This window comes from Acinetobacter sp. ANC 3929, assembly GCF_000369405.1.
GTDB lineage: Bacteria > Pseudomonadota > Gammaproteobacteria > Pseudomonadales > Moraxellaceae > Acinetobacter.
The window spans coordinates 840,804-861,870 of the sequence record NZ_KB849999.1; the positions used below are offsets into that span (position 1 = coordinate 840,804).

Annotated in this window: 18 protein-coding genes and 2 pseudogenes; 5 read left to right on the forward strand and 15 right to left on the reverse strand. The window is 38.9% G+C overall.

What is annotated here, in order from left to right:
* Positions 1-76: 76 nt before the first annotated feature.
* Entirely contained in the window at positions 77-1,489 is a 1,413-nt protein-coding gene (gene ffh / locus F909_RS09020) for a signal recognition particle protein (RefSeq protein WP_005151147.1), read from the reverse strand.
* Between the two features lie 147 nt (positions 1,490-1,636).
* Here ffh and F909_RS09015 point away from each other — a divergent pair, with 147 nt between their 5' ends.
* A complete protein-coding gene (locus tag F909_RS09015; protein WP_005151149.1) occupies positions 1,637-2,446 on the forward strand; it encodes a cytochrome C assembly family protein in 810 nt (269 codons plus the stop codon).
* Positions 2,447-2,526: 80 nt separating this feature from the next.
* Positions 2,527-3,456, forward strand: coding sequence for a tRNA dihydrouridine synthase (locus F909_RS09010; RefSeq protein WP_005151151.1), 930 nt, complete (start codon positions 2,527-2,529; stop codon positions 3,454-3,456).
* Positions 3,457-3,537: 81 nt separating this feature from the next.
* On the opposite strand, the gene F909_RS09005 is transcribed toward F909_RS09010, so the two are convergent.
* The 6 genes and pseudogenes from F909_RS09005 to F909_RS08980 form a co-directional block, all read right to left on the reverse strand.
* Positions 3,538-4,557: a DUF6160 family protein gene (locus F909_RS09005; protein WP_005151154.1), complete on the reverse strand. Its 1,020-nt coding sequence runs from the start codon at positions 4,555-4,557 to the stop codon at positions 3,538-3,540.
* Between the two features lie 122 nt (positions 4,558-4,679).
* Positions 4,680-7,103 carry a DUF6160 family protein gene (locus F909_RS09000; RefSeq protein WP_005151156.1) on the reverse strand — a complete coding sequence of 808 codons (2,424 nt, stop codon included), beginning with the start codon at positions 7,101-7,103 and terminating at the stop codon, positions 4,680-4,682.
* A 30-nt stretch (positions 7,104-7,133) separates the two neighbouring features.
* Entirely contained in the window at positions 7,134-7,886 is a 753-nt protein-coding gene (locus F909_RS08995; protein WP_005151157.1) for a hypothetical protein, read from the reverse strand.
* Positions 7,883-9,466: a hypothetical protein gene (locus F909_RS08990; RefSeq protein ID WP_005151159.1), complete on the reverse strand. Its 1,584-nt coding sequence runs from the start codon at positions 9,464-9,466 to the stop codon at positions 7,883-7,885. The genes F909_RS08995 and F909_RS08990 overlap by 4 nt, the downstream gene beginning before the upstream one ends.
* Positions 9,467-9,685: 219 nt before the next feature.
* A complete protein-coding gene (locus F909_RS08985; RefSeq protein ID WP_228129398.1) occupies positions 9,686-10,981 on the reverse strand; it encodes a hypothetical protein in 1,296 nt (431 codons plus the stop codon).
* 320 nt (positions 10,982-11,301) lie between these two features.
* Positions 11,302-11,763 (reverse strand): annotated as a pseudogene (locus tag F909_RS08980) (hypothetical protein); the annotation flags it as partial.
* Positions 11,764-11,827: 64 nt separating this feature from the next.
* Between F909_RS08980 and F909_RS08970 the strand changes: the two are divergent.
* A protein-coding gene (locus F909_RS08970; protein ID WP_085940844.1) for an IS3-like element ISAba22 family transposase occupies positions 11,828-12,993 on the forward strand; the annotation gives its coding sequence in 2 pieces (ribosomal slippage) (positions 11,828-12,086 and positions 12,086-12,993; 1,167 coding nt in all).
* Positions 12,994-13,078: 85 nt separating this feature from the next.
* On the opposite strand, the pseudogene F909_RS08965 reads toward F909_RS08970, so the two are convergent.
* The 3 genes and pseudogenes from F909_RS08965 to F909_RS08955 form a co-directional block, all read right to left on the reverse strand.
* A pseudogene (locus F909_RS08965) lies at positions 13,079-13,756 on the reverse strand (hypothetical protein); the annotation flags it as partial.
* Between the two features lie 263 nt (positions 13,757-14,019).
* Positions 14,020-14,589 (reverse strand): dCTP deaminase, encoded by a 570-nt coding sequence (dcd, locus tag F909_RS08960; RefSeq protein ID WP_003653416.1) that lies wholly within the window; start codon positions 14,587-14,589, stop codon positions 14,020-14,022.
* A gap of 106 nt (positions 14,590-14,695) precedes the next feature.
* On the reverse strand, positions 14,696-15,289 hold the full coding sequence (locus F909_RS08955) for a LysE family translocator (protein ID WP_005151170.1): 594 nt from the start codon (positions 15,287-15,289) through the stop codon (positions 14,696-14,698).
* A 316-nt stretch (positions 15,290-15,605) separates the two neighbouring features.
* Between F909_RS08955 and F909_RS08950 the strand changes: the two genes are divergently transcribed.
* Positions 15,606-16,163, forward strand: coding sequence for a DUF2062 domain-containing protein (locus F909_RS08950; RefSeq protein ID WP_032877912.1), 558 nt, complete (start codon positions 15,606-15,608; stop codon positions 16,161-16,163).
* A gap of 24 nt (positions 16,164-16,187) precedes the next feature.
* Here F909_RS08950 and F909_RS08945 read toward each other — a convergent pair whose 3' ends face one another.
* From F909_RS08945 to F909_RS08930, 4 genes are all read right to left on the reverse strand, one after another.
* Complete coding sequence (locus F909_RS08945; protein ID WP_005151175.1) at positions 16,188-17,066, reverse strand: 5'-methylthioadenosine/S-adenosylhomocysteine nucleosidase; 879 nt, start codon at positions 17,064-17,066, stop codon at positions 16,188-16,190.
* A gap of 146 nt (positions 17,067-17,212) precedes the next feature.
* A complete protein-coding gene (gene apbC / locus F909_RS08940; RefSeq protein ID WP_005151177.1) occupies positions 17,213-18,442 on the reverse strand; it encodes an iron-sulfur cluster carrier protein ApbC in 1,230 nt (409 codons plus the stop codon).
* A gap of 156 nt (positions 18,443-18,598) precedes the next feature.
* A complete protein-coding gene (locus F909_RS08935) occupies positions 18,599-19,048 on the reverse strand; it encodes a hypothetical protein (protein ID WP_005151183.1) in 450 nt (149 codons plus the stop codon).
* Between the two features lie 186 nt (positions 19,049-19,234).
* Entirely contained in the window at positions 19,235-19,774 is a 540-nt protein-coding gene (locus F909_RS08930) for a GNAT family N-acetyltransferase (RefSeq protein WP_005151184.1), read from the reverse strand.
* Between the two features lie 109 nt (positions 19,775-19,883).
* On the opposite strand from F909_RS08930, the gene F909_RS08925 reads away from it, so the two are divergent.
* Positions 19,884-20,381, forward strand: a complete 498-nt coding sequence (locus tag F909_RS08925; RefSeq protein ID WP_005151185.1) for a hypothetical protein — start codon at positions 19,884-19,886, stop codon at positions 20,379-20,381.
* A gap of 25 nt (positions 20,382-20,406) precedes the next feature.
* Here F909_RS08925 and F909_RS08920 read toward each other — a convergent pair whose 3' ends face one another.
* Entirely contained in the window at positions 20,407-20,874 is a 468-nt protein-coding gene (locus tag F909_RS08920; RefSeq protein WP_005151186.1) for a hypothetical protein, read from the reverse strand.
* Between the last annotated feature and the right edge of the window lie 193 nt (positions 20,875-21,067).

The window sequence follows — 21,067 nt, forward strand, 5'->3', positions numbered from 1 at the left end:
TTAAATTTATACAAAACACCTCATTTCAATCAATAAAAAAAGGCGCATTAAGCGCCTTTTAGGAAGTCAATAGAACTTACTTTTTCTGGTCATTGTTGCCAAATAAAGGGCCCATATTCCCGCCTCCACCACCAAATTGTTTTTGCATATTGCCTAATGATTTCAGCATTTTGCTCATTCCAGATGGATTGGCAAATTTCTTCATCATCTTCGCCATTTGCGCTTGTTGCTTGATCAGCTTATTGACTTCAGCCACATCCATACCACAACCTGCAGCAATACGCTTTTTACGGCTTGGATTCATCAAATCAGGATTACGACGCTCTTTGATCGTCATCGACTGAATAATGGCTTCCATACGCTTGACTTGCTTTTCAGGATTGGCTTTTTCAATCGCGTCCTGAATGCCCGCATTGCTCATACCAGGCAACTTATCCAAGAAGCCCATCATGCCGCCCATTTTGCTCATTTGCTCAAACTGCATCAGCATATCTTCAAAGTTGAAGGTTCCGCCTTTCTGCAATTTCTTCGCCATTTTTTCGGCTTTTTCTTTGTCGATCTTGCGTTCAACTTCTTCGACCAAAGAAAGGACGTCACCCATGCCCAAGATACGTTGTGCAACACGATCAGGATGGAATGGCTCAAGTGCATCTAGTTTTTCACCAATACCCAAGAACTTGATTGGCTTGCCAGTGATGGCACGGACAGAAAGTGCCGCACCACCGCGTGCATCACCATCAGTCTTAGTCAGAATTACACCGGTCAAAGCCAAAGCATCATTAAACGCTTTTGCTGTATTGGCAGCATCCTGACCTGTCATCGCATCAACGACAAATAAAGTCTCGGTTGGTTTCACCGCAGCATGTAATTCTTTAATCTCATCCATCATGTCTTCATCGACATGTAGACGGCCCGCAGTATCGACAATCAAGACATCCGCAAACTGGATTTTCGCTTGCTCAATGGCACGATTGACAATATCAATTGGCTTTTCAGATGCTTCTGATGGAATGAAACCCACGCCAACTTCATTCGATACTGTTTCTAACTGCTTGATTGCTGCTGGACGATACACGTCCGCAGAAACAGTCATGACTTTTTTCTTTTGGCGTTCTTTCAAGAAACGCGCTAATTTTGCTGCAGTTGTGGTTTTACCCGCACCTTGTAAACCAGCGAGTAATACCACTACAGGCGGTTTTGCGCTTAAATCTAAACTCTCATTTGCCTCACCCATCATCTTGGTGAGTTCATCATAGACAATCTTTACAAATGCCTGACCAGGAGAAAGCTGAGTCATCACTTCCTGCCCAAGCGCTTCGTCCTTAACCTTCGCGATAAATTCACGAGTTACAGGTAACGCCACATCGGCTTCAAGAAGTGCCATACGTACTTCACGTAGGGTATCTTTAATATTGTCTTCGGTCAGCTGCCCTGAGCCAGTAACATTTCTTAAACTCTGTGTGAGTCGTTCTGTTAAGGTATCAAACATTGCGAAATCCGCTTAAAATGGCTAGTTGCAAAAAAATCTTTCTTAAAATAGAAAATTTATGCGTAAGATGCTATAGGATACTGTAGTTCGAAGTGAATTTATATCTTATATGGTGAATATTATTCATCCTCCTACAAAAGGTTTGACATGATCAGTCTCCCCTTGGTTTACACAATTTTGGCACTTATCGCCTATACCAGTTCTTTTTGGTATTTGTTTATACGATTGATGTCAAAACGTAGTCCAAATCTTTGGTGTTATGGTCTTATGGTTGGATTAGGGCTGGTACTGCATAGTACCGTGCTCTATCAAGACATGATGACACCGATTGGGGTGAACTATGATGTCTTTAACTTGATGTCATTTACTTCAGGACTCATGTTGGCACTCAGTTTAATATTGAGTCTGATTCGCCCCATTCTTCCATTGAACCTGATCGGAACCCCTGTTGCCGCCTTTGGTTTAATGCTCGGCTTTGCCTTTAGCCAACCCAATCAGATTATTGAGCAACATAGCTTAGGCTTAGATTTACATATTATTCTGTCATTATCTGCCTATGCAGTTTTGCTCATGGCAACCATTCATGCTGTGTTGCTCTGGTTTCAAGATCGAGAATTGAAAAAGAAGCAAAAACGACGGATCTGGGTCAATTTATTACCTCCCTTCCAAGTGATGGAATCCTTACTGTTTGACCTGATTATTACAGGCTTTGGTTTATTGACCGCAGCATTGTTATTTGGTTTCTTTACCATTGATAATTTCTTTGCACAGCATCTGGCACATAAAACCGCGTTTAGTATCATTTCATGGTTCTTATACGGCGCGTTATTAATTGGACATTACAAATTTGGCTGGCGTGGTCGTAAAGCGATTCGTTTTACCATTACTGGTTTTGTCCTACTTGCCATTGGTTTTATGGGCAGTAAATTTGTTTTAGAAATGATTTTAGGGCGTTAGATTTTTAGCATTCTAATAAAAACTAGACAGCCTTTCTGAAAATGCGTATAACGCTGTTTTCGCTTAATTAGGTAAAAATCGTGAAACTTGTACTCGCTCCGATGGAAGGTCTAACTGATCCAATCATGCGTGATGTGCTCACTCATGTTGGCAGTTTTGATTGGTGCGTGACTGAGTTTATCCGTATTACCGATAGCATTCTGCCAGATCATATCTACGATAGTTTTTGTCCTGAACTTAAAAATGAAGGTAAAACTACCGCGGGTACACCTGTACACGTTCAATTTCTTGGCAATAATCCAGAGATGTTAGCCGCCAATGCCGCCAAAGTAGTTGGGCTAGGTGCACCTGCGATTGATCTTAATTTTGGTTGTCCAGCAAAAACTGTTAACCGTCATCGTGGTGGCTCTGTTCTACTGGATGAGCCTGAAACTGTGCATCAATTGGTGAAAGCCGTTCGAGATGCAGTGCCTGCACACATCCCTGTTTCAGCCAAAATGCGCCTTGGTTATCTTGATGAAAACCATACCTTAGATAACGCCCATGCCATTGAAGATGCAGGTGCAAGCTGGCTCACAGTACATGCACGTACTAAAGCAGATGGCTATACTCCACCTGCCTATTGGGAAAAAATCCAACCGATTACCGAAGCATTAAAAATTAATGTGATTGCCAATGGTGAAATCTGGAATAATGCAGATGCAAAAGCCTGCTTAGAGCAATCACACTGCCAAGATTTGATGATTGGCCGTGGTGCAGTGACTACACCTGATTTAACCCTATGTATCCGCCAGGATATGGATCATGCCCTACTATCGTGGCAGGACCTCGTTGTACTCCAACAACGTTTTTTAAGCGGTCAATACAAGACTGAAATTGGAATGATTGGCCGTTATAAGCAATGGTTAGGCATGATGACCAAAGCTTATCCAGAAGCGCAAGCATTATGGAGTTATGTAAAAAAAATCAAACAATTGGATGAAATTATTCAATATTTAGAGAAAAGTTAAATTTCAATAGTTATCATACAAAACCATAAAAAAAGCGGCCTAGGCCGCTTCAAAATTGATTTTATCATCTACGCGATGTAATTACATCCCGCTCACTTTCATTTGTAAATTTGTTATAGAAGCACCTGACATACCAATATTACCAATCGAAGCATTCGGCAAATTATTAAACGTACCTACCTTCTGAGAGCCACTGGTACCAAGTAATACATTATTTAGCTGAAGATCAAATTTATCCGTTGTGCCTGCATTTCCAAAAACAACTCCACCTTTATCCGTAACGCCTGCTGAACCATAAATGCCCGCATAAAAGCCTTTAAGCCCAAAAGGGTTACCATTATTTCCAGTTAGTTTGAAGTCAAAACTCGCACCAACAGGTGTTGTAGTCGAGTTTCCAGCAGCAGCGTAGTCTGACACTAATAGAATATTACAACCAGTGCCTGAACCACAGATTGACTCAATTGCTCCATCAAAAAGAACCATACGCCCTTGAGGCGCTGCTCCCATCTGAATATTCATGCTCGGTTTATTGGACCCAAAAACGATATCAATCCCACCCACACGTAATAGCTCTTTTACATCACTTTTCAGCAAAGTGCCTGAGCTAAAAATTGCGTTCCGTATATAAGTACCTCCACTCATATTCGAAAGTGAAGTTGGGCTAGCTGTATATATTGAAAATGGAGAAATTCGAAGACCCGTTATATTGCTATCAAAAGCTAAACCAATATTGGCAAATGCTCCACCTGTAGAAGCTGTTCCTGCATCAGTATCAATAGTGGCTTTAAAACCTAGTATTGTCTCTGTACTGCCATTTAGACCCGATACTTTCACAGGTGCTGTTGTCGATTGTCCAGCGACTCCCGCAATCACTAAACCAGCGCGATTGGCATATGATGGCGCCGTATAACCAGTATAGGATAGACCATCATTATCAATGATTGCCATTTGATTAAATTGAATGTTTGCCTGAACACCAATCGTTAAACCATCCTGCCCAGTGGTTGCAGAAAGACTTTGATCATCCATGGGTTGCATTGCCATTGTCAAAGGGCTTAGCAGCAATAATGACAAACATCCTAATTTCTTGTTTTTATTCATTGTCCTCATCCGTAGACAAATGTTTAAAATATGTACTATAGATTAGCATAATACATTCGAAGCACAATCATTTTCGCAATTAATAGATAGATGGAAAATGACAGTCTTCATAGCAATGTAACTTAGTTCCTAGGCATGATTGAAAGTTGGCTTGTCAAACGCCCTCCCGTAATCGCCATTTCGCCTAATCGTTGAGCCCCACCACTAGGTCCATAAAGGTTAATATCTTTGGTTCTAAATACACCGTCAGTAGTACGATTTGGGTTAAATGTTAGGGCAGTATTAAAACTCACTACGCCCTCTCCAGAACTATCTCGATTAATTTGAATTGCGTTATTAAATGCCAAATCACCTTGGATATTGTCTAAACCTAACGCCGAACCATCTACAGGGTCACTGATTTGAATTGTATTATTACTTGCTGCGTTAAGTTTAAGATCACCAACAATGTTCATCGCATTACCCGTACCATCCGTTCTATATTCATTGTTCGGGATCAGAGAAAGATTCATATCGCCCCCAACACGAAGTTTTAGACCAAATAAAACATCATTGCTTAATGCAAAGTTATTATTTGGCGCAACACCACCGGTATAAGAAGTACCTGGTAAATATCCTGCAGCGACCTCTGCAGCCATGACGATTAACATATCCTTCAATGTGGCATTCACACTACCATTTTCAAGGCCAATACTACCCGTCCCTTTCAATAACATATCAATGTTACGAAGACCCATATAATAGTTTTTTGCACCATCAATGACTAAAATTGAAGTGGTTTTATTTCCCAAAGCATTATAAGTGTTATCGCGATCCACGCCAGTTGTACTCATCCCTAACGAAAAACCTAATCGAGGGGTATCTCCACTGCTTGCAACATTACGCTTCACGCCAGCTTTATCAAAGTAAAAAGCTTCATTTGCATTAATTCTCGTACCGTACATCGCCATATTGGCATTGAGATTATAAAATGGTAATGCTAATCCCCAATTATTATCCGTATGCTCCGTAATCGCAGCATAGCCACTTTCAGGATTATTGGTTGCACTATTGGTAAAACGACCACGTCTGGAAATCGCTTGGAACTCTGCGCCACGAATTGCTACTAACAGGCTGTATGGATTAGTGGTACCTGTTTGCATATGAATACTTTGAATATAGTCAGAATCTTGAGTTAAGAAACTACCATTACCAAACTTGGAAGTTTGGAAAATATAATTTGCAGGTAAGTATGCAGATTTTGCATCAACTAAATTGATATAAACATTACCCGTATCAAATGAGCCTCGTGTACCCAACTGTAACCCAGTCAAGTTACCAAATTCAAAACCATAAGTATTTAGCCCTGCTCCACCAATTTCCAAAGTTGTTGCTTTACCATCACTTCCCAGCATGGAATCACTGTCTTTGGTGAATTCGGCCTTCATACGGAACGCAACTCCAGTCTCGCCCATGATTGCTTTACCATCACTGGTCTTACCTAAAATGTTGGTTCCATTAGGGTTGCCGTAATTTGTACCATAAACTGGATCAATAGCAGTATTGGCATTCAGACCACGTATTTGAAGAGAGCCGTTGACCATTCTCCCATTCGCGCCTACACGAATGAGCCCCTGTGCTTTATTATTTGGTGCCGCCTGTTGGTTCAATGGTGTATTTGTTGAATCAAGCGTATAGGGAGAACTCGGATTCACGTTTTTATTCAACATAAACTCAAGGTTTAGACCCGAATTGGTTGCAACCCCACCCTCTGAATAGGTACCTGCAGTTACAGCCCCAGTATCTTTAACACGGGTAAAATCGACATATCCATAATCCCCATTTGGCGTTTGGGTTAATGATGCATTAGCTGCATTTCCTGTAAGTAAAGCATTATTGGTCTGTAGCTTCATGCCTTCTGCTGAATCTACAAACATTACCCCTTTCCCAAGAAAGTTAAAATTAAAATTCTTTAAAATCAATTGATTTAGCTGACTATTTGAGGTCTGACCTAAATAAACTGTGGCATTTTTAAGCCCCAGCTCCAACGATGCCTGACTATTTTTACTAAATAAACCATCTGTTGTCTTAAATTTTAAATCTAATGGTGAAGTTGTTTGAATCGCCAAATTACCAATATCACTACTACATCTACTCGGATCACAAATCTGGAATGAACCAATTGTAATTAAGGATGGATTTGAAGATAACTCAATATTCAAGCCAGTTTTGGTACCATTACTTCCTGTATTTAACTTATAGCTTGTACCAAGCTGATCACCTAAAGCGTTTTTTTGTATTCTAAAATTATTCGCTACAGCTTTTAATGTCGTACCAACTGCATCTGAACTTCCTCGTCCGGCATTATCCTGCCAGTAAAACTGATCTACATTAATATTGTCATACGTCGTTTCAATATGAATGCCATCCTGAGCATTCACACTACGTAGAGCGCTATCATCTAATGCTTGTAATGCATAAGCAGAGTGACTAATAAAAAATATACTTGCAGCCAAAGTGTTGAGCGCAAAACTTATGTTCCTGTGATTTACATTTTTATTTTTCATCACTTCAATCCTTTGAAAAATTAAACTTAATTAACAACGTGGATGACTAGCATCACAAGAGAACATCATCATCTTCCCTTGTATTGCCAAGTTGCCATTCATGTTTAATCCCATAAATCCTGTTTCTCGGCCAGTATCATAATTGTTTGCTGTGGTTGCTCCGCTTGCCACTGTCCCTACTTTTTGTGCAACTGCAGTATAGGTTGGTGCTTTTAAATAACCATAGCCAGTTGTTGGTGCTGTTGCAGGGTTCGTTCCTTCAATTAATTTTCCTGTGGTAGTGTCATAATAGCTCGTAAAGTCATCTTTCTCGATTGAGAGCGCATTAAAACCAAGGTTTCTAATAAGAATTGGTAATGTTGCATCCAAACTAAACATCATCGCTGGCTTAACAATATCTTGACCACCATCATTTTTATAGGTCAAATCAAAACCATCTAAACCCAGTTTTTGCAGATTGACGGTTCCTTGTATACCTTTAAACACTAACCAAAGTTTATTTGCAGGATTGGTATTGGTAGGATCACTCACCGCATTATTACTTGCATCAACAAACCGCTTATTCACAGAAATTCCAAGATGACAATACGCCAAATTCTGGCATACGCCTCCAGCACCATTATCAAATTGAAACGTAGGTGTTTGGTTTAACGAAAGCTTCAACGACAGATCAGCACCAGCCTGCCCTTCAATTGCTCGCATTTCATTATTATCTAAAGTTTCCAAGCCAGCATGAGCTACTGTTGTAAAAAGCAAAAGTAGTAAAGTGATTGTTTTCATCATAGCCCCGCCGTCGTGATTTTCATATGCTGAATCAGTAAACCATCTATCACGGCTGATCCCATATTGGTAGCACCAGCAGTACCCGCTTTTCCAAATGAAATACCGACTGCTGAGGCTGATTTATCAGCGATAAGTAAATTATTAGTACCTTGAGTCACAGACCCAATACTAATACTACTATGTGTTGGTAATGTGGTATTTGCTGGCAAACTGCTACTGCCATAATCATTACGTGGCGAACCACCTTGATAGCCAGCTAACGTACTTGTACCACAGGTAAATACATTACAAGTTGATCCATAATATGTAACTGTTGAATCTCCGGTATCCCCTGCGTAGCGTGTATATATTCTGGAATATATCTCTACTTTATTCGGAATTCGGGCAATTTCTAGGCTAAAGTTTTTTCCATCAGAACCTAAAATTAAAGGTTGATATAGTGAACCTAGCACTAAATTTGTATTTAAATTATATATAAATAGACCTTCATCTGGAGAGAAGTTCGGTGCTGTTGTTGCTCCACTTCCACTGACACCTGGACTTGCTAACAGGCCTTGAGCTGTTCCAGTTGTACAACCATTTGGATTACCAGCACCGCATTCCCGAGTGCTTAAACGTAAAACGTCTGCATCAGATGCTGTTGTTCCTGTACCACTGTTAAAACGCAGAATCCCTGATAGTCCGAGCGTATTATTATAAAAAGAGCTCATACCATTGGCGTTCGTAGCGCCACCCAATGTTTGAAAAACTTGTAAATTACTACCATTGACACTAAAGCCATTCCAAACGCCTTGCAAACGTAATCGATTTGCACGCCCAGTTGTATTTTGCCCAAAGTTTTCACCTAGATTGAATTGATTTGCATCACCTTCAGCTTTACTTTGGTCTCTTACAAAAGCATCAGCCCATAACGCCATTTTCAAATTATAGGCATCTGCACCATTTGCAGCTAATGTCGGAACAGTAGTTTCATAAAGTGGGGCTTCAAGATTCAGATAAGTCACCTGACATTTGGTATCTGTGGCACCCCCACAAGTTGTCGCGCTAAAATTAGGTACATTTTTAGCAGTTGTTGTTTTAAATAACCATGGATTCGCCGCTGTTCCCCAAGATGTAATTGCAGCATTTGCAGTACCACCCGTCATTCCACTATCTAAACGACTATTACTATTATTACTGGCATTTTTAGATAGTGCTAAACCATATAAATACAGATCAGCTTTTCCTACAGAATGATCAACTGGTCTAACTGTACCGCCAATTGCCGTAGTTCCATCGGAGACATAACCATCTTTATTGGTATCTTGAACCGTGGAAGTAAGACCGCCGATGGGTAAATAATGGATATAACCTGTATCTTTGGTACGATCTGTCAAAAGGGCATTTAATGTTTCATTTGCACCAGCTTCCCGAAATACAAAAAAGCTATTCGTTGGTAAAATTGCAATCCCTTCACCAGTCGCTTCACTTAATCCTTGATCTGTCAATTCTTGTAATGCAAAAACAGATTGACTCAAACATAAGCCAATGAGACTTACCAACAATTTTTTTTGAAAAGATACCGTATGAAGTGTAGTCATCTTGACCTTCCTGTTAACGATGCTCCGCACCAACTTTATTTTTTTAATCCATTTGAGTGATCAATCTTTACTAACAAAGATGCGCATCCAAGCATCACTCAATTTCAGCTACTGTAGATTATTATGCCTAACAATTACACAAATGCAAAAAAAACAGGGGAAATGTTACATTTTTCCGATAAGCGAAACCAAAAGCAGCCAAAGCTGCTTTCAATTGTATTAGCAATATTTCAAACCACCATAACAGTTTGGAACAAAACTTTGAGCACTTAAGACCTGATTTACTAATGGGAAATCTACATAGGTTTGTGGAGTATTGGCTGGAGCACCATTACCTGGCCCCAAATAAATTTTAGGAACTTGTAATACTGTTCCAAATAAACACCCAGTAATACTACATCTAGGCATATTATTATAGAGAGCACCATTAATTGTAGTATTTCCCTGATCACCCGCCGGCCCTAACGCTTGGCGTAAACTGGAATCTGGGATATCTACATTATTGCTTGGACTAATATTACCAATATCAATCCCTCCACCAAATGCTAACCACCATCCCTGCTGTGCAATATTTGCAGCAGCTGCACCCGGCCATTGAATATTCTTGTTTTGAAGAGATAAAGAGAATGCATTTCCATTCACAGGAATTTTATGAATTAACCCTAAACTCTGATTTACGAGAACATTTGCTTTCAGATTAGAAATTGTCCCTGAAACCCCTTCTTTCAGAGGTAATCCCAATGCGGTAGCCGTCACACAGCTCGTTTCCTGACCAGTAGGGCACTTGAAGGTAATATCGCCAATATTTGCAATACCCGTAAGTTGAACAGCAGTTTGTCGCTTACCATTGACTACAGCTGGATTGGTGGTAAAACTCGCAGAAGCACTACTCAACTCAATATTATATGTAGATGCAGTATAATTAACTGGTGCCCAACCCCCCACACAGCTACCAAAGATCACTCCCCCAATACACATTTCCACTCGCCCCGTCATGTCTCCAATCGCTTGTGTCATATTTCTGGCATTTGTTACTGCTGTACCGCTTGCAGAGTTTAACTCCATATAACCACTCAGGCTATTAATACCATTGGGTATGCCAACCTTTCCGCTGGTTTGTGAGTTTTCTGTTCCAAACGTTAACATGCCTATAACACTTTCAGCACTAAGCCTAAGTCCTTCCACAGATCGAGTCGAAGCTGAATTAGGATTTTTAATTGCAAATTCGATAAAAGGGTTGTTCATGATTGCATCGGATTGCACCCGCGCTGCACGGTTGGCTGCAGTGTCTTGAGTATCTGTAGATGCGCCACTTAAACTAAAATTTTCAATATCGATGTCACAGCCACTAGCTCCATTCACACCACCACAACCTAATTGTAATCTTCTAATATTCGCATTAATTTCAACTTTAGCTTCAAAACCCAATTTATAGAAACCGATATTGGTATCACCACCAGTTCTTTTGGCTTCCAAATTCAATGCGTCACTAGGGGCTATATATGACAAACTCATTAATGCCTGCCCAGTTGTAGCAGACATTTCACTATCTGTCATACTTTGTAAAGTTGGAGAAGCGACCGATATTGAATTAATGAGGCACCCAGACAGCCCTGAAATAAACATACATAGATATCTACTTTTCATTATAAAAATCCTTTTTATATTTTAAAATCAGAGTAAATGCTCTTTTATTCTAATATAAACAATTTTTTATGCAAATTAGACATTATCCGACGAAAATGACCTATAAAGATAAATCAGGTTTTTAAATATAAATACTCATGTTTAAAACAAAAAAAGCAGCAAATGCTGCTTTTTTTTAAGAAATTAGATTAACAGAATTTTAAACCACCATAACAGTTAGGGGCAAAATCTTGATTTTTTAGTTGTAAATTTTGCAAGCCCATGCTCACTGGCGGGGAACTAGTTAGATTAACATTCCCCACATTAATGGTACTACCCACTAAACAGTTTAATAAGAGAATACCGCAATTTACAGGGTTATCATAAAGATAGTCACTTACCTGTCCCAATGTTTCAACAATCGTTCCCAAAGCAATATCCACATTTTTTGTTGGTGTAATATCCCCAATATCAATTGGATTTGAAAACTCTAGCCACCAACCTTGTTGGGCTACAGATTTAGTGCCTGGCCAACGTATATCAGCAGACTGTAATGACAGTGACGCGGGTGTTCCGTTCAGATTAGCTTTATGAAAATATCCTAAATCTTCATCAATACTCACATTCACTTTTAAATTATTAACCGTTCCTGCCAAATCTCGATTTAGATGATGTGTGCTGAAAAAACAGGAGGTTTTAACTTGGTAAACTAAACACACTCATCAGGAGTTTACCATGAGCAAGAAACACAAGACTTACACCACAGAATTTAAAGCTGAAGCCATCAAATTAATTGAAGCCAATCAAGGCAATGTCTCGGAAACAGCTAGACAACTTAGCATTTCAATGCAAACTCTTTCAAATTGGAATACCAAAGCAAAGGCTGGAACTTTAGCAGGTACAAAACAGTATTCACCTGATCTAAACGCTCTACTCGAAGAAAATAAAAAACTCAAACAACAGCTCAAAATAGCTGAAATGGAACGTGAATTTTTAAAAAAGGCAGCAGCGTACTTTGCCAAAGAAAGTCAGTAAGGTACGCCTATATGAAACAAAAAAGATATTCTTTTCCAATTACCTTAATGGCTCGATTACTTCATGTTTCAGTTTCATGTTTTTATGATTGGCTCAAGAGAGGCGTGAGCAAAAGAACGATTCAACGAAATCAACAGACGATATTGGTGAAAATAGCCCATGAGGAGACAAGGCAGAGCTATGGTTATATTCGATTAACCAAATACTTACAAGCTCAGGGTATAAAAATGAGTATGTACGCTGTACGTCAGATAAAAGCGCTGAACCACCTGTATTGTAAGCGACACAAGCGTTTTAAAAGGACTACGAATAGTGACCATAATCGAGCGATCTATGAAAACCTGCTGGAGCAACAATTCTCAATGACTAGACCAAATCAAGCATGGTCAAGTGATATTACGTACATATGGACTGTTGAAGGATGGCTGTATTTAGCAGCGGTAAAAGACCTTTACACGAAGCAAGTGGTTGGCTATAGCTTAAATGAGCGCATGACAACACAGCTTGTTTGTAATGCGCTAAATATGGCTATTCACAATCAAAAACCAACCAAAGAACTGATTGTGCATTCAGACAGAGGAAGTCAATATTGCAGCCATGAATATCGAAATATACTTGAGCAATATGGTTTTCAAGGTTCAATGAGCAAGCGCGGAGACTGTTACGATAATGCACCGATTGAAAGCTTTTGGGGAATATTGAAAAATGAGTTAGTTCATCATTACAACTATCAAACTAGAGAAGAAGCCAAAGCAGATATTATAAAATACATTGAGTTATTTTATAATCATCGAAGAATTCAAAAGGGTTTGGGTTTTAAGACACCAAATCAAATGGCCGAAGACTTTTATAAGTTGGCTGCCTAGAATCTCCCAAGGGAAAGTCTCCTGATAATTCAGCGTATATCATTGTATAAGTTGTCCGTACAGCACCACATCCTACAATGGGATATGGACCACTACATGCTTTACCGCTTAAAGCAATACCAGTTGGATTACTCTCCCCATTTTGGGTAATCGAGATCGGATTAACCGTTGCAGTACCACTTTGTGCTGCAATCTCCATGTAACCGCTAAAGTGATTAATGCCACTTTTAATACCATTGTTATTAGCATCTTTGCCATTTTCAAGACCAAATGTTAACAATCCTTCTGCATTTTCAGAACTCACTCTCAAGCCTGTTACTTCACGTGTTGATGCTGAATTTGAATTTTTAATTGCGAACTCGATAAATGGATTCGTTAATTTTGCACTCGAACTTGCTCGTCCCTCTCTCGTATCTGAAATTCCACTCAAACTCAGATAATCAATATCAATATCACATTCACCTAAACCATTTATGCCACCACAACCTAATTGTAGTTTTTTAATATTAGTATTAAGTTCTAACTCTGCCTCCATACCCAAGCGATAAAAACCAAGATTTTGATCCCCGCCTGAACGCTGACTCTCCAAATTTTTAGCATCATTCGGTGCAATATAAGACAAACTCATTAAAGCCTGCGCCGTAGTAGCTGACATTTCACGATCAGATAAAAGATGCAATGTTTCAGAAGTTGCATAAGCAGAATTTAAGAAAAAGCTACCTAAGGCCAACATTGCAAAATGAAGGGATTTAAAGCGTCGCATAACCGACCTCCGTGTTTTTACCACATCCATATTTGTTTATTTTTATAATGTTTTTATATCACCAACGACAAAGATCCCATCTTGCAGACTCGATGGTGTTATACAAAAACAAATCATTTTATAAATTATATATTATTTTTACTAAAATACTAGTTTTGTTTTTCTAAACAAAATAGGACAGAAAAATCAACAATAAATTCAGTCTAAATAAAAAAGCTCACTATACTTTCATATAATGAGCTTTTTTATAATCAAAATATTTATCAAGTCTTTGGCAATGTCACACCTGTTTGACCTTGGTATTTACCACCACGATCTTTGTATGAAGTTTCACACACTTCATCACTTTCAAAGAACAACATTTGTGCAACACCCTCACCTGCATAAATACGCGCTGGCAAATTGGTTGTATTTGAGAATTCAAGGGTAACGTGACCTTCCCATTCAGGTTCTAACGGCGTGACGTTAACGATAATTCCACAACGCGCATAAGTCGATTTACCTAAGCAAACGGTCAAAACATTACGCGGGATACGGAAATATTCAATGGTACGCGCTAAAGCAAATGAGTTTGGTGGAATAATACAAACATCAGATTCGATATCAATAAAGCTTTTATCATCGAAGTTTTTCGGATCAACAATCGCTGAGTGGACGTTAGTAAATACCTTAAACTCACGTGCACAACGGACATCGTAGCCATAGCTCGATACCCCATAAGAAATCAACTTTTCTCCGTTCTCATCGAAACGAACTTGATTCTCTGCATAAGGTTCAATCATGCCGTGTTTTTCGCTCATTTCACGAATCCAACGATCAGATTTTATTGCCATGACTTTTATCCATAGACTAAGTTAATAATTGGCGAGTACTTTAACGTAAAATGGTATCAATGAAAACAATAGTGCTGCCCTGTTGTTCAGGATAGCACTGTGAAAGTTATAAATTGATGAGAGCTGAATAGCTAATCGGAATGGCAAAAGCCATAAGAACAACAGACGCTGTACGTTGTAGTTTAGATTGAGACAACCATTTGACTTTATTGGTTGCTAGCATAGCTCCCACAGAAATCCAAAATAAAGCAATCGGTAGAATCATTCCGACAAAGCTGCTCATATGTACCACATAAATCTCTTGGCTTTTCCATGCTGTAACAGGAAAAATCGCTGAGGCAAATAACAGTGCTTTAGGATTCAATAAAGTTGCACATAGCAACTCTCGTGGTCGAATGGTCGGCTGATTTAAGGCAACTTCTTGGTTCGCTGTGCGCCACAATTTAATTGCCAAGAAAATAATATAACCCGCACTCAATAATTTTAGAAAAATAGGTAGAGCAGGTAGAGTGGCAGACACTTTTCCAATCAGCATGCCCCAAGCACTAATGGCAAGGATGTAGCCCACTGCTTCTGCCGGAATCAATAATAAAGATTTGCGTAATCCAACCTGAATACCAGAAGATGCCAATAAGGTATTGGTTGGACCAGGAGTCAACAAAATGGTAATGACTAAACCAATAAAAAACCATGAAATCATTGAATGACCTCACTAGAAGATAGATTTAGATTAATCCAATTGACAAGCTATAGCAAAAAAATAACTGTAAACAGTTATGACTAAATACAACCTAAATAAATGTTTTATTTATATTTTATAGTTTTCAAGCACATTCTACTCAAGAGTCACACCATAAAAATCGCATGTTTTAAATACAATAAATGTAAAGTACTGACAAAAGTGCTATTTTACGAACGCTTATGTTTGTGTTTGTTTTAAGTTTTCACTAAGTAAATAATGTTATTTTATATACAATCACAAACTTCTTTGTCCTATCGAGTCTATTTCCGCATTTATGCCTAAGCAATTCTTTCACAAGTGGCTACCTTCATCAGAGAAAGTCGCGAGCTTAAAGCTGATGAAAATTTTTGGTGATCGAGCCTTAAATCCTTTGCTTTGGTATGTGAATCGTCGTTCGATTGCGAAAGCCATGTTTATAGGCACCTTTTGGGGGATTTTACCCGTACCTTTCCATAGTCTATTTATTATTCTGACTGTGTTGTTTTTTGAAGTGAATTTACCGATTGGCTTATGTATGGCTTGGTTGACCAATCCTTTCACTGTGGTACCGATTCTTTATCTAGGTTTTTGGTTTGGTACTAAAATTTATCACGTCAATATGATCAATAAAGAAATGCTACTTGGCGTTCTGCATCAAATTTTAAACTGGATTAAAAACTTTGGGCATGGCCATATTGATTTTAGTTTAGCCAAGATCTTGATCTCGGGTCTCGTGATTGAAGCTATTTTATTTGCTGTTTTATTTTATCTGACCACGCACCTACTCTGGCGTTGGATTGTCATTAGAAGCTGGAAAAATCGTTATAAACACAGAAAAGAAGAAACCACCTAAACGGTTTCTTCTTGATAAAACAGATTATTTTATTTCCGCTTTGACCTTCATATATTGTTCAGCAACATCAAGTGCATAGTCCTGACAAGCTTCACCTGTTGCAGGGTTATAGGCCCCATTATTGGTAATATTATTTGATAATATGCGAATTCCGAGGAATGGCACTTCAAATTGATGTGCAATTTGAGCAACCGATGCTGCTTCCATTTCCTCTACCGAGGTGCCGTAAGTCGTATGGAACTGTTTGATGCGATCAAGCTCATTATTCCAAGTATCAGCTGAACCAATTGTTCCCTCTACTACTTGTCCTTTGGTGTAGTTCACTTTAGCTTTGTAAGCCGCAACTAAAAGTTCCTTATCCCCCTCAAATTTACGAATTGCAATCGGTTCTGGATTAGACTCATCATCGGGTAATACATCAAATGCTTCATTCCACTCAAGTGCATTTGAACCACCGCCAATCGGTTTGTTTGGTGTTTTAAATGCACCAATATTGGTGGTGTATTTTCCTAAAACGATATCAAATACATGTAAGTCTGGATCATGACCGCCCGATGTGCCCTGATTGATAATCGCAATCGGTTGATAATGCTGAATGGCAATGGCTGTCGCTGCAGCTGAATTGCTCATGCCCATACGAGTTTTAGAGATGACCATTGGATAACCTTTATAGGTGCCCTTCCAGAATTTCCAGCCGCCGATGGTTTCTACACTGACATTGTCTAATTTTGAGGCCATTCGTTCTGATTCAACAGGCAATGCACCTTGGATCACAATCGGTTGTAACTTGGGCTTTGCTTGTACCTGATTATTACTATTTGAAGAACTATCTCCATTACAAGCACTTAAAACTAAAGCCGCACAAACACTGACAATACCCATCAGGCTTTTAAATTGCATCATTGATCTATACTCAGAAATCAAAACAAGTGATAAGCAAGCAACATACCATTTTTAATTTTTTTAATTTATTTTTAAAGCGTAAAAATAAAAGTTTATTTTAATCAAACAGTAAAAACCCAGCAGGATGTGCTGGGTTTTTATTCATTTTAGAAGATACGCTTATCGTCTTTCTGACGTTTTGGTAACTTCTCCATTTGTTGCAACACAGCTTGTGCAATATTGAGATAGCTGTCTGCGGCTGCATCTTTTGCGATCACACTTGGGGTGCCTTTATCTGCGTGTTCACGAATTTTGGCATCTAAAGGTAAATGACCAAGCAAAGGAATATGATATTGCTCAGATAGCTGATCACCACCGCCTGTACCAAAAATTTGCTCTTCATGACCACAATTCGAGCAAATATGCGTCGACATATTTTCAATCACACCGAGAACTGGAATATTCACCTTATTGAATAGTTCAATTCCTTTGGTTGCATCCATCAATGCAACATTTTGTGGTGTCGTTACAATCACTGCACCCGTTACAGGAATACGCTGTGCCAAAGTCAACTGAATATCACCTGTACCGGGTGGCATATCAATTACCAATACATCTAAATCAGGCCACAAGGTTTGATTAAACAGTTGCATAAGTGCGCCTGTTGCCTTCGGACCACGCCAAGCCACAGGTGTATTGTGTGCACCAATTAAATGCCCAATCGACAATACCGCCATGCCATACGCATCTAAAGGTACAAAATGTTCATTTTCAATCTGTGGGGTTCTCCCTGCATTTCCCAACATGGTCGGAATACTTGGTCCGTAAATATCGGCATCCAATACACCCACTTTTAAACCCAATTGCTGTAGCGCGAGTGCAAGGTTGACTGTCGTGGTTGATTTGCCCACACCACCTTTCCCTGAAGATACCAAAATCACATTTTGAATCCGTGGATGTGCGGCCACATCACGTTGTTGTGGTGCAGCTTTTTGAATCGGTGGATTATTCGGATCAGCTTCTGCTTTAGCAGAGGCATCCATCACAGGGGGTAAATTACTATTTTCTGCTTTTGGCTTGGATGAACAGCTATGACCAGCTTCACCATGCACTGCATGTTTCTGTTGAATAATGTGCAAGTTTAATTCTTGAATACCACACTTTTCCAAAGCTTCAGCCAACTCATCGTGGATCTGCTGTAAATGATCTTTTTCTTCAGGAAAAGTATTCACCGTAAGTTGCAGAATTCGACCTTGTACATTCACTTGGCTGATTCGATCTTTCAGGCTGTTTTCAGAATGCGGCAATACATAATTTTGTAGAACTGTTTGAATCTCGTCTTCCTTCACTTCTTGCGATGGTGAAAAAACAGATTTTAAGGAAGAAAGCCACGACATTTTTTTACTCCAAAAACAGTTCAACATATCACTGAGTTTGGCTAGTTTAGCAGTATTGAAGAATAGACGCTCATATCAAAGAAGATAATTGCTCATTTTTATAGCCGATTTTCTTCTCTCGATATGAGCATCAATTATTTAGCGTTAACTCAATGATTAACCTTTAAATTTATTGATGGTATCCGTTGCTGCTTTCTTTAAATCATCCAGTTTGTGGCTAGCTTGAGTTTTCAGATCATCAAACTTTGCAGCAGCTTCATCTTTTAACTCAGAAGCTTTTGCCTTTGCATCATCCAGTTTATGACTGGCCTCTTCTTTAAAGTGCTCAAATTTGTCTTGAACCGCATGTTGGGTGTCTTCAAGCTTGGCTTTGATATCATCGACTTTATTCGAAACCGCTTCTTTACCTTCAGCATTTTGCTCAGAAACATCTTTCTTTAAATCATCCAGTGCTTTCTCGCCTTTTAACTTCAATTCCTCTGCGGAATGTTTTAAGTCATCGACTGCTTTTTCACCTTGTAGCTGAGCTTCTTTCGCTTTGTATTTTAAATCATTACCCAATTCTGCCGCTTGGTTTTTTAAGTCATCAATTTTTTCATTTGTCATGGTATTTCCTCACTATATAGGTAAAAACATATTGTTTGGAGCAATCTTAGTTATACCGTGTTTAGCGGACATTTTTGTGCAACGCTGCAAATTGAAACAAATGGGATACAGGAATATTCAAATCATTGCAGATTGATAAAGCTTTGTATTTTTTAGATATAAAAATCATATAAAGGAATAACACCCTCATTGTTTAATAAAATCAGTACTTAGTATTTCATACAGCACATGCCAGCTCAATGGATGATCTATGGCTAAAGCTGGATGCTGAAATTCAGAAACTTTCTTCATCTGTAATTTTTGCATTACGGCTTGTGACTTCATATTTTCCAAAGTGGTAAATGCCACTACTTTTTCTAGCTTTAATTGATCAAAAGCAAATGCTAGAGCAGCTTGAGCAGCCTCGGGTGCGTAGCCCTGCCCCCAATATGCGTGATCCAGCCGCCAACCGATTTCTACACAGGGCGAAAATGAAAATTGAGTGGGTTGATCATGTAAACCAACGAAGCCAATAAACTGTTGACTGTGCTTTAACTCAACGGCCCAAAGACCCCAGCCTTGGGTCTCGATAATCGATTTCATTTTATCAATCATGGCGTCGCTTTCCGCTTGCGTGAGTAATTTTGGGAAATATTCCATCACTTGAAGATGACTCCCCATTGCAGCAAAAGGCGTATAATCTTCTGTTCGCCATTGTCTTAAGCGTAGCCGTGCAGTTTCGATCATTTTTAGAACCAATAAATACGTATTAAAAACTATTAACAATATAAGGAGATAGTTCGGATATACTTCCGAGATATCTCAATCATAGACCTTGTCGTCGCAATTGCCTAATATGAATGAAAATGAACTTTTAGAAATTCAGCAGGAACTTCAAGCCCAAGAAAAGCGTTTGAAGTACATTCTTTCCAGTAAAAGAAGAATCCAGAACATGATTCTTTCGTTTGAAAAAGATCTGGCTGAACAATTAATTCCTGTGATTCATCGACAAAGTGATGATAAAGCACCTGTTGAAAGTAGCTTAGCCCTCACCATTTGCTGGAAATTTTCTAAAGCTGAATTTCCAAAAACCGAACATTGGTGCAGCGAACTCAGTATCACTGAGCTTGAATTCAAAGATGAATTTACGGTGGCGCTAAAAGCACAGGCGTGGTTAGGTACTTTAGGTAGTGATGAGCTTTGGCAAACACCGATGTTTGCTGAAATTACGCTTGATCCAAAAACGGACGGCTTAAAGAGCTATCACATCCATTTCCTGTCTAAAGGAAAAGTTATTTCTTTAAGAAAGAACTCTAAACATAACGTAACTGTCAAACAAATGCAGAGTATGTAATCCCTCGGGATACATACTCTTCCCTCTAAATTCGTCTAGGTTTACCAAAGCCTCTATCATTCTTTTTGCACATCAAAAAATAACAAATATTGGCACTGATACAGCCCACTGCAAATACAGGCAGAACGGCAACAAAAATGAAAAGACTCATGGCAAATGTTTCAACATCAAAGGTATTGACCTGATCTTCAAATAAAATCATCAGCACTAGGCATATCCACCCCGTAAAAAATACCAGACTGATTTTTAGAAACTGTCGCACATCAAAAATTTTGCTGGGTAATTTCAATACCGATAAAACAATGACATAGAAAAGAAAAGCAAGCACAATCAAAAATGGAATCAAATACAGCATCACTTGCATCGCGTTACTGACCACATGCAATAAATGGTTCTGCTGAAAATTTAAAAACAAACAATATGGAAGAATAAAGCTAAAAACTGATCCCAAACTTGCACTCAAAGATGCGCCTAGTAAATACCAAGACCTCATTGTTATTTCCTTTATCTATCTAGCATGCGGCCATTATCAGTAAAGGAAATGGGTTTTGATTGAAGTGTAAGTGAAGCTTTGATGAAGTTCGAAATTTGATAAAAATATGGGTTGAAAAGATTTCACTGAATCCCTTGTGCAAGTCAGGGCCAAGTCATGTAAAATCATCTGCCTTGCAAATACGAATGAGAGA

Bases quoted from the DNA above. Each gene is read 5' to 3' on its own strand.
- dcd (WP_003653416.1), bottom strand. From the start codon at position 14,589: ATGGCAATAAAATCTGATCGTTGGATTCGTGAAATGAGCGAAAAACAC.
- F909_RS08955 (WP_005151170.1), bottom strand. From the start codon at position 15,289: ATGATTTCATGGTTTTTTATTGGTTTAGTCATTACCATTTTGTTGACT.
- F909_RS08990 (WP_005151159.1), bottom strand. From the start codon at position 9,466: ATGACTACACTTCATACGGTATCTTTTCAAAAAAAATTGTTGGTAAGT.
- F909_RS08945 (WP_005151175.1), bottom strand. From the start codon at position 17,066: ATGATGCAATTTAAAAGCCTGATGGGTATTGTCAGTGTTTGTGCGGCT.
- apbC (WP_005151177.1), bottom strand. From the start codon at position 18,442: ATGTCGTGGCTTTCTTCCTTAAAATCTGTTTTTTCACCATCGCAAGAA.
- F909_RS08950 (WP_032877912.1), top strand. From the start codon at position 15,606: ATGCCTAAGCAATTCTTTCACAAGTGGCTACCTTCATCAGAGAAAGTC.
- F909_RS08995 (WP_005151157.1), bottom strand. From the start codon at position 7,886: ATGATGAAAACAATCACTTTACTACTTTTGCTTTTTACAACAGTAGCT.
- F909_RS08935 (WP_005151183.1), bottom strand. From the start codon at position 19,048: ATGACAAATGAAAAAATTGATGACTTAAAAAACCAAGCGGCAGAATTG.
- ffh (WP_005151147.1), bottom strand. From the start codon at position 1,489: ATGTTTGATACCTTAACAGAACGACTCACACAGAGTTTAAGAAATGTT.
- F909_RS09000 (WP_005151156.1), bottom strand. From the start codon at position 7,103: ATGAAAAATAAAAATGTAAATCACAGGAACATAAGTTTTGCGCTCAAC.
- F909_RS08920 (WP_005151186.1), bottom strand. From the start codon at position 20,874: ATGAGGTCTTGGTATTTACTAGGCGCATCTTTGAGTGCAAGTTTGGGA.
- F909_RS09005 (WP_005151154.1), bottom strand. From the start codon at position 4,557: ATGAATAAAAACAAGAAATTAGGATGTTTGTCATTATTGCTGCTAAGC.
- F909_RS08985 (WP_228129398.1), bottom strand. From the start codon at position 10,981: ATGAGTTTGTCATATATAGCCCCTAGTGACGCATTGAATTTGGAAGCC.
- F909_RS08930 (WP_005151184.1), bottom strand. From the start codon at position 19,774: ATGATCGAAACTGCACGGCTACGCTTAAGACAATGGCGAACAGAAGAT.
- F909_RS08925 (WP_005151185.1), top strand. From the start codon at position 19,884: ATGAATGAAAATGAACTTTTAGAAATTCAGCAGGAACTTCAAGCCCAA.
- F909_RS09015 (WP_005151149.1), top strand. From the start codon at position 1,637: ATGATCAGTCTCCCCTTGGTTTACACAATTTTGGCACTTATCGCCTAT.